The organism is Micromonospora globosa (genome assembly GCF_000717585.1).
GTDB lineage: Bacteria > Actinomycetota > Actinomycetes > Mycobacteriales > Micromonosporaceae > Micromonospora > Micromonospora aurantiaca.
In genome coordinates this window covers 1-11518 of sequence record NZ_JNZR01000005.1, presented here as the reverse complement: position 1 = coordinate 11518, position 11518 = coordinate 1, and the positions used below count along the sequence as shown (strand labels likewise).

General features: G+C 72.1%; 11 protein-coding genes. 6 read left to right on the top strand and 5 right to left on the bottom strand.

Going from position 1 to position 11518, the window contains the following annotated elements; all coding sequences use genetic code 11:
• Positions 1–62: 62 nt before the first annotated feature.
• Both IF06_RS0107295 and IF06_RS0107290 read right to left on the bottom strand, forming a co-directional pair.
• Positions 63–998, bottom strand: coding sequence for a glutamate ABC transporter substrate-binding protein (locus IF06_RS0107295; protein WP_013284736.1), 936 nt, complete (start codon positions 996–998; stop codon positions 63–65).
• 50 nt (positions 999–1048) lie between these two features.
• A complete protein-coding gene (locus IF06_RS0107290) occupies positions 1049–1804 on the bottom strand; it encodes an amino acid ABC transporter ATP-binding protein (RefSeq protein ID WP_030269781.1) in 756 nt (251 codons plus the stop codon).
• Between the two features lie 199 nt (positions 1805–2003).
• Here IF06_RS0107290 and selD point away from each other — a divergent pair, with 199 nt between their 5' ends.
• A complete protein-coding gene (selD, locus tag IF06_RS0107285) occupies positions 2004–2993 on the top strand; it encodes a selenide, water dikinase SelD (RefSeq protein ID WP_013474478.1) in 990 nt (329 codons plus the stop codon).
• A 214-nt stretch (positions 2994–3207) separates the two neighbouring features.
• Positions 3208–3687 (top strand): hypothetical protein, encoded by a 480-nt coding sequence (locus IF06_RS0107280; RefSeq protein ID WP_013284739.1) that lies wholly within the window; start codon positions 3208–3210, stop codon positions 3685–3687.
• Between the two features lie 78 nt (positions 3688–3765).
• Here the strand turns inward: IF06_RS0107280 and IF06_RS0107275 are convergent, their stop codons facing one another.
• Positions 3766–3993 (bottom strand): DUF2277 family protein, encoded by a 228-nt coding sequence (locus tag IF06_RS0107275; protein WP_013284740.1) that lies wholly within the window; start codon positions 3991–3993, stop codon positions 3766–3768.
• 52 nt (positions 3994–4045) lie between these two features.
• On the opposite strand from IF06_RS0107275, the gene miaB reads away from it, so the two are divergent.
• Positions 4046–5545: a tRNA (N6-isopentenyl adenosine(37)-C2)-methylthiotransferase MiaB gene (miaB, locus tag IF06_RS0107270; RefSeq protein ID WP_030269779.1), complete on the top strand. Its 1500-nt coding sequence runs from the start codon at positions 4046–4048 to the stop codon at positions 5543–5545.
• A gap of 91 nt (positions 5546–5636) precedes the next feature.
• On the opposite strand, the gene IF06_RS0107265 is transcribed toward miaB, so the two are convergent.
• Positions 5637–7259, bottom strand: coding sequence for a cellulase family glycosylhydrolase (locus tag IF06_RS0107265; RefSeq protein WP_030269777.1), 1623 nt, complete (start codon positions 7257–7259; stop codon positions 5637–5639).
• A 331-nt stretch (positions 7260–7590) separates the two neighbouring features.
• A complete protein-coding gene (locus IF06_RS0107260; RefSeq protein ID WP_013474481.1) occupies positions 7591–8799 on the bottom strand; it encodes a DUF349 domain-containing protein in 1209 nt (402 codons plus the stop codon).
• 204 nt (positions 8800–9003) lie between these two features.
• On the opposite strand from IF06_RS0107260, the gene IF06_RS33545 reads away from it, so the two are divergent.
• From IF06_RS33545 to dapF, 3 genes are read left to right on the top strand one after another with little or no spacing between them, the layout of a single operon-like run.
• Positions 9004–9723, top strand: coding sequence for a hypothetical protein (locus IF06_RS33545; protein WP_030269773.1), 720 nt, complete (start codon positions 9004–9006; stop codon positions 9721–9723).
• On the top strand, positions 9606–10625 hold the full coding sequence (gene miaA, locus IF06_RS0107250; RefSeq protein ID WP_084588792.1) for a tRNA (adenosine(37)-N6)-dimethylallyltransferase MiaA: 1020 nt from the start codon (positions 9606–9608) through the stop codon (positions 10623–10625). The genes IF06_RS33545 and miaA overlap by 118 nt, the downstream gene beginning before the upstream one ends.
• Positions 10626–10632: 7 nt before the next feature.
• Positions 10633–11478: a diaminopimelate epimerase gene (gene dapF, locus IF06_RS0107245; RefSeq protein WP_013284746.1), complete on the top strand. Its 846-nt coding sequence runs from the start codon at positions 10633–10635 to the stop codon at positions 11476–11478.
• Positions 11479–11518 lie beyond the last annotated feature (40 nt).

Genomic DNA, 11518 nt, shown 5'->3' with positions numbered 1-11518 from the left:
CTCCAGACGGGACCGGGCGGGGAGGAGGACCTCCCCGCCCGGTCCGACGTCGGTGCGGACCGTCAGTACCGCTCGAGCTGCGGCGGGGTGGCCGGCGAGCCGGACTTGCCGAGCGTGCCGTCGTAGATCTTCTTCCAGGTGCCGTCGGTGAACGCCGCCTCGATCTGGTCGTTCACGTAGTCACGCAGCGCCTTGTCGTCCTTGGGCAGGCCGATGCCGTACTTCTCGGTGCTGAACGGCTGGCCGACGACCTTGAGCTCGTCCGGGTTCTGCGCGGCGTAGCCCTTGAGGATGGCGTCGTCGGTGGTGACCGCGTCGACCTTCTTGTCGAGCAGCTGCGAGACGCACTCGGAGTAGGTCTTGAACTCGACGATGTTCTCGCCCTCGGTCAGGCCCTCGTCGCGGATCTTCTGGATCGGCGTGGAGCCGGTGGCCGAGCAGACCTTCTTGCCCTTGAGCGTGTCCTTGCCGGTGATCGACGACTCGTCCTTGCGGACCAGCAGGTCCTGGCCGGCGACGAAGTACGGCCCGGCGAAGGAGACGTCGTTCTTGCGCTTGTCGGTGATCGAGTAGGTGCCGACGTAGTAGTCGATCTCGCCGCCCTTGATCGCGGTCTCCCGGTTGGCGGACGCGATCTCCTTGTACTCGATCTTCGCCGGGTCGACGCCGAGCGTGCTGGCGACGTACTGGGCGATCTCGATGTCGAAGCCGCAGCGCTTGCCCTGGGCGTCCTTGTAGCCGAGGTTCGGCTGGTCGAACTTGACGCCGATGACGACCTTGCCGGCCGACTTGATCTTCTCGAAGGCCGGGCTGCCGGCGACGTTGGCGTCCGTCTTGGGGGTGAAGGTGACGCCCGAGCTGCTGCAGTTGTCGCCCTGCGCACCACCGCTGGCGTTGCCGCCGCCGCTGGGAGCGGGGTTCCCCTCCTTGCCGCAGGCGGCCGCGGACAGGGCGAGCGAGGCCATCATGGCCACCGCCGCCACGCGCTTGTAACGCATACTCATCTCCTTCTTCGACGGAGTCGACGGGACGACTCCACTACGGACGCTCAGTGGGTGAGGATCTTGGAGAGGAAGTCCTTGGCCCGCTCGCTGCGCGGGTTCGCGAAGAACTCGGCCGGCGGCGCGTCCTCGACCAGCTTGCCGTCGGCCATGAAGATGACCCGGTTGGCCGCGTGCCGGGCGAAGCCCATCTCGTGGGTCACCACGACCATGGTCATGCCCTCGCTCGCCAGCGACGTCATCACGTCCAGCACCTCGCCGACCATCTCCGGGTCCAGCGCGCTCGTCGGCTCGTCGAACAGCATCGCCTTGGGCTGCATGGCCAGCGCGCGGGCGATCGCCGCCCGCTGCTGCTGACCGCCGGAGAGCTGCGCCGGGTACTTGTCCGCCTGGTTGGCGATGCCGACGCGGTCCAGCAGGGCCAGGCCGCGCTCACGGGCCGCGGCCGGCTTCTCCTTGCGGACCTTGACCGGCCCCAGCGTGACGTTCTCCAGGATGGTCTTGTGCGCGAAGAGGTTGAACGACTGGAACACCATGCCGACCTCGCTGCGCAGCTTGGCCAGGGGCTTGCCCTCGGCCGGCAGCGCCTGCCCGTCGAACGTGATGGTGCCGTTGTCGATCGGCTCCAGCCGGTTGATGGTGCGGCAGAGCGTCGACTTGCCGGAGCCGGACGGGCCGATGACCACGACCACCTCGCCCCGGCCGACGGACAGGGACACGTCGTCGAGCACGTGCAGCGGCCCGAACCACTTGTTCACCCCGTCGAGCACGATCAGCGGGTCGCCCGTCGTCACGTCGTCCACCGTCCCTGTCGTCCATGGCGGAATTCGGGGGTCGGTCGACCCCCGGTTGGGCAACTGTAGGCGGGGTGATGTGGCAGATCGCAACTCAGATGGTCACGGAGCGGTAACACCGGTCACCGGCGTACCGGCCCGTCCGAATTTCGTCACCCGCCGGTGGGGCCGGGTGGCGCCGCCGGGGCAGGCCGGAGATCATAAGGCGGTGACCGACGCGATCCGGCTGACCGACTACGCACGTGGTGGCGGTTGCGCCTGCAAGATCCCACCCGGCGAGCTGGAGGCGATGGTCGCCGGTCTCGGCGCCACCGGCGGCTCGGCCGACCTGCTGGTCGGCCTGGAGAACGGCGACGACGCCGCGGTGGTCCGGCTGGACGAGCGTACGGGCCTGGTCAGCACCGCCGACTTCTTCACCCCGGTGGTCGACGACGCCTACGACTGGGGGCGGATCGCCGCCGCCAACGCGCTCTCCGACGTGTACGCGATGGGCGGCACCCCGCTCGTCGCGCTCAACCTGCTCTGCTGGCCGCGCGGCGTGCTGCCGCCGGAGATGGCCCGCGAGGTGCTGCGCGGCGGTCTGGACGTGGCCCGGGAGGCGAACTGCCACCTGGCCGGCGGGCACAGCGTGGACGACGACGGCCCGAAGTACGGCCTGGCGGTCACCGGCGTGGTCCGGCCGGAGGAGCTGATCACGCTCGACGCCGGGCGGGCCGGGCTGCCGCTGTCGCTGACCAAGCCGCTCGGCGTGGGCGTGCTCAACACCCGGCACAAGCAGACCGGGCAGCGCTTCCCGGAGGCGGTCGAGTCGATGGCCCGGCTCAACCGGGACGCCGCCCGCGCGGCGATCGCCGCGGGCATCCGCTGCGGCACCGACGTGACCGGCTTCGGCCTGCTCGGGCACGCCTCGAAGCTGGCCCGCGCGAGCCGCCTGACGGTGGCGATCGACGCGGCGGCGGTGCCGTATCTGACGGGCGCGCGGGAGGCGCTGCGCGACGGGTACGTCAGCGGCGGCACCCGGCGCAACCTGGAATGGGTCACCCCGTGGACCGACTTCGGCGGCGCGGACGAGGGGGAGCAGCTGCTGCTGGCCGACGCGCAGACCTCCGGTGGCCTGCTGGTCGCCGGTGAGGTGCCGGGCGGCACTGTGATCGGCGAGTTGCTGCCCGCGTCGGAGCACCTGATCCGGGTGCGCTGAGCCGCCGGATCCACGGCGCGGCTGGGCCGTCGCCGCGGCACCGTACCCGATAAACTGTCATCTTCCAGCTACTCCGGGCAACGTCGCCCGAGGGAATTTTGCCCGGAATGGTCACAGACCGGTAACTTGCGCCCGGCTGAGGTCAAATGCACCCCACCATCGACATTAAGGCCCGATCCGGAGGCCGGTGGAACGAGCGCAGCGAGGAGGCGGCATGACCGAGCTGTGGAACTGGAGAATCGACGGCGGCGAGCCGGTGGAGGTCTACCCGGCACTGGCCGAGGCGCTCGGCCGGGTGGTGATGCCCATGGCCGTCGCCGACCCGATGCGGCTCCCCGCGTACGCGGTGGTCTGCGACGTGTGGGAGGCGCCCGGGCTGTACGGCACCGTGGTCGACTGTTACGGGGTGCCCGAGAGCCTGTCCGAGCTGCCCGCGATCGCGGCGCTGGCCCGGCTGCTGGGCCGCAACTGCCTGATGCGCGACGACACGCTCGACGCCGGCCGGCACCTGCTGGTCGCGCCGGACGGCACCATCCGGCCGGTGCACTTCGACGTGGCCGACACCGACGACGGCGAGGTGCTCAGCCACCACCGGCTCTGCACCGTCGCCGACGCGCGCTGCCGGGGCTGGTCGCAGTGCCACCGCTCCCGCTGGGCCCCCGACACGGTCGCCCCGGCGCTCGCCGCCGCCTGAGCGCGGACGCCGGCCGGCACCCGTGACAGGTGCTCGCCGCCGTGTCCCCTCCGGCGGCGAGCGGTGGCGGCCCCGGGCTCAGCCCCGGGCCGCCGGCTGCTGCCCCCGCACCACGAGCTGGTCGAGCAGCGTCGCGGTGGCGGCGGCCACGGCGTCCACAGCGGCGTCGAACGCGGCCGCGTTGTGCGCGGCCGGGGTACGGAATCCGGAGATCTTCCGGACGTACTGCAACGCGGCGGCACGGATGTCCTCCTCGGTCACCACCGGGACGTACGGCTCACGCAGGGTTTTGATGCTCCGGCACACGGCTCCTCCTCGTTCGATCCGATCGGCTACACCCGGATACGCTGTCCGGGTCATGACTACCGCAGCCGCGGGCAGCCCGCGCACCTATCAGGTGCGTACGTACGGCTGCCAGATGAACGTGCACGACTCCGAGCGCATCTCCGGCCTCCTCGAGGACGCCGGGTACGTGCGCGCCGCGGAGGCCGACGAGCAGCCCGACGTGGTGGTGTTCAACACCTGCGCGGTCCGGGAGAACGCCGACAACCGGCTCTACGGCAACCTGGGTCATCTGCGCCCCGTGAAGGCGAAGCACCCCGGGATGCAGATCGCCGTCGGCGGCTGCCTGGCCCAGAAGGACCGCGGCGACATCGTCCGCAAGGCGCCCTGGGTGGACGTCGTCTTCGGCACGCACAACATCGGCTCGCTGCCGGCGCTGCTGGACCGGGCGCGGCACAACGCCGCGGCCGAGGTCGAGATCCTGGAGTCGCTGGAGGTCTTCCCCTCCACGCTGCCGACCCGGCGCGAGTCGACGTACGCCGGGTGGGTCTCGATCTCCGTCGGCTGCAACAACACGTGCACGTTCTGCATCGTGCCCTCCCTGCGCGGCAAGGAGAAGGACCGCCGCCCCGGCGACATCCTCTCCGAGGTCCGCGCGCTGGTCGACTCCGGCGTGCTGGAGGTGACGCTGCTCGGGCAGAACGTCAACTCGTACGGCGTCGAGTTCGGCGACCGGTATGCGTTCGGCAAGCTCCTGCGCGCCTGCGGCGACATCGACGGGCTGGAGCGGGTGCGGTTCACCAGCCCGCACCCGAAGGACTTCACCGACGACGTGATCGCCGCGATGGCCGAGACGCCTAACGTCTGCCACTCGCTGCACATGCCGTTGCAGTCCGGCTCGGACGACGTGCTGCGGGCGATGCGCCGCTCGTACCGGTCGGAGCGTTACCTGGGGATCATCGAGAAGGTCCGGGCGGCGATGCCGGACGCGGCGATCACCACCGACATCATCGTCGGCTTCCCCGGCGAGACCGAGGCCGACTTCGCCCGCACGCTCGACGTGGTCCGGGAGGCGCGGTTCTCCTCGGCGTTCACGTTCCAGTACTCCAAGCGCCCCGGCACCCCGGCCGCGACCATGGACGGCCAGTTGCCCAAGCAGGTCGTGCAGGAACGCTACGAGCGGCTGATCGCCTGCGTCGAGGAGATCACCTGGGCGGAGAACAAGAAGCTCGTCGGCGAGACAGTCGAGGTGCTCGTGGCCGTCGGCGAGGGCCGCAAGGACGAGCGCACCGGCCGGATGTCCGGCCGGGCCCGCGACGGCCGGCTGGTGCACTTCGCCACCGGTGACCTGGCCGGGCGGATCCGTCCCGGCGACATCGTGCACACCACTGTCACGTACGCCGCCCCGCACCACCTCAACGCCGACGGCGCGCCGCTGGCGCACCGGCGTACCCGGGCCGGGGACGCGGCCGAGGCGGGACAGGTTCCGCGTACCCCCGGCGTGCTGCTCGGACTGCCGACGGTCGGCGCCCCGGCCGTCCCACCCGCCCCGGTAGGCGGCTGCGCCGCCCCCTGACCGCATGTAAGGAAGGGCCCCCTTTTAACACTCGGTGTTAAAAGGGGGCCCTTCCTCTACCGGAGGCGTTAAGAAGGGGCCCTTCCTTACGTCAGCAGGCGGTGCCGTTGAGCTTCACGCCGCCCGGCGTCGCGGCGGTGCCGTTGGCGGTGAAGCCGACGGTGACCGAGGCGCCCGCCGCCAGCGACGACGCCCAGGCCGGCGCGGCGGCAGTCACAGTGGTGCCGGACTGCGTGACAGTGGCGTTCCAGCCGCTCGCCAGCGTCACGCCGGACGGCCACGTCCAAGTGGCCGACCACGGGTTCACCGCGGCGGTGCCGGTGTTCTTGACGGTCAGCTCCCCCTGGAAGCCACCCGACCAGGAGTTGATCTGCTTGTAGGTGGCGGTGCAGCCACCGGTCACCGGAGGCGGCGGGGTGGTCGGCGCCGGTGAGGTGTTCGGCGTGCCGGTGGGGGACGGGCTGGTGGTGCCGCCACCGCCGGTCGGCGGGATCAGGTACGGCGTGAGGATGTCCTGCTTCGGCTGGTTGATCGTGGTCCAGTCGTCGTTGGCGATGCCGCCCGTGTCACCGGAGTTCGGGTTCCACGACCAGTATGTGAACGACATGCCGTTCACGCCGGTGCCGGTGTACGCCATCAGGTTCTGGAGCCAGATCTTGTCCTTGGGGTCCTGGAGCGTGGTGCCGAACTCGCCCATCATGATCGGCGCGATGTTCTGCTTGTAGAGGTAGCCCCAGTACTTGTCCCAGATGGCCGGCATGTTCGCCGGGTAGGTCGGGTCGTCGAACCAGGCCTGGCGGTACACCGACGTGGCGTACTCGTGCGGCGAGTAGACCAGCCGGTTCGCCACGCTCAGCCGGACCGGGAACTGCCCGGCCTTGGACAGGTTGCCGCCCCACCAGCCGCAGTCCTCGTCGTTGCTGGGGTCGTTGTCCCAGACGTTCGACAGGCCGCCGCTCGGGCAGCTCACCCCCTCCACGAAGATCAGCCAGTTCGGCTGCACGCCGAGGATCGCGTTTCCGGCCCGCTCGGCGGCCAGCCGCCAGTCCCGGGCGGTGTCGCCGCAGCCCCAGCAGGCGCCGGTGGCGGCCGGGTTGGTGCCCTCGGCGTGCGGCTCGTTGTGCAGGTCCGCGCCGATCACAGTGGTGTTGCCGGCGTACCGCTGGGCCAGCATCTTCCAGTCGTTGATCCAGGTCGCCTCGGAGACCGTCGAGGTGTACCAGAGCGGCGACTGCCCGGCCGACGTGGGCCGGTGCCGGTCCAGGATGACCCGCATCCCCTTGCTGCCCGCGTAGTCGATGACCTTGTCGAGGATCTGCAGCGGGGAGAGCCCGATCAGGTCCGGGTTGACGAAGTCGTTGATGCCGGTGGCTGTCGCGCCGGCCTTGAGCGCGTCGTTCGAGTACGGGATCCGCAGCGTGTTGTAGCCCAGCCGGGCCATGGTGTCGAGCTGCGAGCGCCACGGGTTGCTCGACCACAGGCCGTGGAACGTCTTGTTGTCGGTCTCCATCCCGAACCAGTTGATGCCGGTCAGGCGGACCGTCGCGCCCGTACTGTCGACGATCTTGCTGCCGCTGGTGTGCAGGTAACCGGTGCCGGTGCCACCGGCCGCCGCAGCGGCCGGTGCGGTGGAGACGGCGGCGGCGACGAGAACGCCGGCTGCCGCGGTGGCGAGCGCCGTCAGGGCGCCGCCGAGGGCGGTGCGTCGGTGCATGGAAGCTCCACTTCGGATGCCCGCGCCGCGCAGGCGCCGCGGGCGGCAGGACCAGGAGGCACGTCCCGCTCGTCATCGAGTACGCGCGCAGCGCGCGCCGGGCCGTGTCGTGTGGACGGCCACCCGCGAGATGTCGCACCGGCGATCGTCGACGGCGCAGATCAGCCGTCGATGCCCTCGTGCCGGTGCCGGAACCTGGCTCCGCCGCTCATTCTGATCAGCCTGCCTCGATGCGTCAACCCGGCCCGGACGCAGGTGAGCCCCCGGCCGACCCGGCCGGGGGCTCACCCGATGTGTCTGTCCGCCGGCCTGCCCGGCCGGGGTGCTCGCGTCAGCCGGCCTGCTCGGCGAGCTGGAGGAACTGCCGCTTCGAGGCGAGCGCCTGCTCGGCCTCCTTGATCCGGCGGGCGTCACCGGCGGCCTGGGCCCGGGCCAGCCGGTCCTCGGCCTCGGCGACCTGGGCGCGCATCTGCGCCAGCAGCGGGTTGTCCTCCTTGGAGGTACGCCGCCACGCCGAGTCCATCACGTCGCGGACCTTGTCGTCCACGGCCCGCAGCCGGCGCTCCAGCCCGGCGGCGGCCTCGCGCGGCACCCGGCCGGCCTCGTGCCACTGCGCCTGGATCTCCCGCAGCTTCGCCTGGGCGCCCTTCGGGTCGCCGTCGACGTCCAGCGCCTCGGCCTCGGCCAGCAGCGCCTGCTTACGCTCCAGGTTGGCCCGCTGCTCGTTGTCGCGGGCGGAGAAGACCTCGCTGCGGCGGGTGAAGAACTCGTCCTGCGCGGCGCGGAACCGTTCCCAGAGCTTCTGCTCGGCCTCCTTGGCGGCGCGCGGCGCGGCCTTCCACTGGGCCATCAGGTCCTTGAGCTGACCGGCGGTGACGCCCCAGTCGCTGGAGTCCTTGAGCTTCTCCGCCTCGGCGACCAGCTCCTCCTTGACCGTCTGCGCCTGCTTGCGCTGCTGGTCGAGGGAGGCGAAGTGGGCGCCCCGGCGGCGGGTGAAGCCGTCCCGTGCGGCGGCGAACCGCTTCCACAGCTCACCGTCGGCTTTCTTGTCGACGCCGCGGATGGTCTTCCACTCGTCGAGGATCTCCTTGAGCCGGTCACCGGCGGTCTTCCAGCCGGTCGACTCGGCGGCCAGCTTCTCGGCCTCCTCGACCAGGGCGGTCTTGCGCGCCAGCGCCTCGCCCCGGGCGGCCTCGCGGGCGGCCTTGGCCTCGCCGGCCTTCTCCTCGGCGACGGTGGCCAGCTTGTCCAGGCGGGCGGCAAGGGCGTCGATGTCACCGACGACGTGCGCCTCGGCCAGCGACCCACGGATGCGGCGGATCGTGGTCAGGGAGTGGCCGGCATCAGCCGCGCCCGAGTTGAGCCGCGCCTCGGTCAGATCGACCTCGGTCACCAGGTCGGCGTAGCGCCGGGCGAAGTGGGCGAGCCCTTCCTCCGGTGCCCCTGCCTGCCAGGATCCGACCACCCGCTCGCCCTCGGCGGTCTTGACGTAGACCGTGCCGTCCTCGTCGACCCGTCCGAAGGCAGTCCAGTCGCTCATGTGCCCATCCTCGTTCTCCCGGCGTCGAGGGGACAGCCCCCTCGTTCGCCGCCACGGCGCAGCAAACTTTCTCCCGGCATTGTCACAGGTCCGCCCCCGTCCGTGTCGAGCGCCTGTCGCCGACCGTGACCATACGGTGTTGTACGCCCCCGATGACCGGATCGGCGCGGGGACGCACCGGGGGATCCCGATAGGTTTGGGGGCGTGTCCCTGGTCGCCGCCGCCGTGTGCCCCCACCCACCGTTGATCGTGCCCGAGCTGGCCGGCGCCGCCGCGCCCGAGCTGGACGACCTGCGCGCCGCCGCCGACGCCGCTGTGGCCCGGCTGCTCGCCGCCGGCCCCGAGGCGATCCTGCTCGTCGGCGGCGGGCCGGAGACCGTCCGGTTCAACTCCGCCGACTGGGGCTCCCTGCGCGGCTTCGGGCTCGACCGGCCGGTGCGGCTGTGGAAGATCTCCTGCTCCGGCGGGGAGCGCCTGCCGCTGAGCCTGACCGTCGGCGCCTGGCTGCTCAACCGCTCCGGCACCGAGCTGCCCCGCCTGGCCCGGTCGGTGGCGCACGACGCCACACCGGCCGAGTGCGCGGAGTTCGGCGCGAGCCTGATCGACGACGACGATCCGCGGGTCGCGCTGCTCGTGCTCGGCGACGGGTCCGCCTGCCGGGGCGTCAAGGCGCCGGGGTACGACGATCCGCGCGCCGAGGAGTACGACGAGGGGGTCGCCGCGGCCCTGGCCGGCGCGGACGCCGATGCGTTGCTCGGCCTGGACCCGGGGCTGTCGGCGGAGCTGAGGGCCGCCGGGCGGGCGCCGTGGCAGGTGCTGGCCGGTGCGGCCAGGGCGGCGGGCGGCGACTGGCGCGGCGAGCTGAGCTACCACCGCGCCCCCTACGGCGTCGCCTACTTCGTGGCGAACTGGGAGCGGTCGTGACGGTCGTGGCGGTGGTCGGGCCGACCGCGGCCGGGAAGTCGGCGCTGAGCATCGCACTGGCGCACGCGCTCGACGGCGAGGTGGTGAACGCCGACTCGATGCAGCTCTACCGGGGCATGGACATCGGCACCGCGAAGCTGACGCCGGCCGAGCGCGAGGGCGTGCCGCACCACCTGCTGGACATCTGGCCGGTGACCGAGCCGGCCAGCGTCGCCGAATACCAGGCGCTGGCCCGCGCGGCCGTCGACGACATCCTGGCCCGGGGACGGGTGCCGCTGCTGGTGGGCGGCTCCGGGCTGTACGTGCGGGCGGTGCTGGAACAGTTCGAGTTCCCCGGCACCGACCCGGCGCTGCGGGAGCGGCTGGAGGCGGAACTCGCCGCGGTGGGCCCCCTGCCGCTGCACGCGCGGTTGACCGAGGCCGACCCGGGCGCGGCGGCGAGCATCCTGCCCACCAACGGGCGGCGGATCGTGCGGGCGCTGGAGGTGATCGAGCTGACCGGCGCGCCGTTCACCGCGTCGCTGCCGTCGCCCACGCCGTACTACCCGTCGGTGCAGCTCGGCGTGGACCTGGACACCGCTGCGCTGGACGAGCGGATCGCGCTGCGGGTGGACCGGATGTGGGCCGACGGCCTGGTCGACGAGGTGCGGGCGCTGGTCGGCGAAGGGCTGCCCGACGGGCGGACGGCGAGCCGGGCGCTCGGCTACCAGCAGGTGCTGCGGTTCCTCGCCGGAGAGCTGACCGAGGCGCAGGCGCACGAGGAGACGATCCGCGCGACCCGCCGGTTCGTCCGGAGGCAGCGCTCCTGGTTCCGGCGTGACCCGCGCGTCCACTGGCTGGACTCGGCGTCGCCCGCGTTTCTCGACACTGCCCTGCGGGTGGTCGCCGAGCATCGGCCATGATGGGGGAGTGGAGTTCACCAAGGGTCACGGCACCGGCAACGACTTCGTCATCCTGCCCGACCCGGACGGCACCCTCGACCTGACACCCGGCCTGGTCGCCGCGCTCTGCGACAGGCGGCGCGGGCTCGGCGGCGACGGCGTGCTGCGTGTCGTACGCGCCGCCAAGCACCCCGAGGGCGTCGCGCTCGCCGGTGAGGCCGAGTGGTTCATGGACTACTGGAACTCCGACGGCTCGTTCGCCGAGATGTGCGGCAACGGGGCCCGCGTGTTCGTCCGCTACCTGCTGGACCGTTCGCTCACAGCCCCGTCGGGCGGGACGCTGCCGATCGCGACCCGCGCCGGCCTGGTGCGGGCCCGCGTCGAGGGCGAGGACGTGGCGGTCGAGATGCGCCGCCCCCGGCTGTACGACACGGCCACCGCCACGCTCGGCGGGCTGACGCTGCCCGGCACCGCCGTGGACGTCGGCAACCCGCACCTGGTGTGCGCGCTGCCCGCCGCGCTGGAGCTGACGGCCCTCGACCTGACCCGCGCGCCCGAGGTGGACGCCTCGACGTTCCCGTCCGGGGTGAACGTCGAGTTCACCACGCCGGGCGAGCCGGTCGACGGCACCGACGGGCACGTGCTGATGCGGGTGTACGAGCGCGGCTCGGCCGAGACGCTGTCCTGCGGCACCGGCGCGTGCGCGGTGGCGGCGGTGGCGTTGCGTGACGCCGGCCTGGACACCGGCACGATGACTGTGGACGTGCCAGGCGGGCGTCTGACGGTCACTGTGACAGCCGATTCGTGCTGGCTCTCCGGCCCCGCCGTCCTGGTGGCGACAGGCACCCTGACCCCCGCCGCCCTGCACCCGTAGCCCGCGCCCTGCCCCGCCCCGCCCCTGCCCCGCCCTGCCC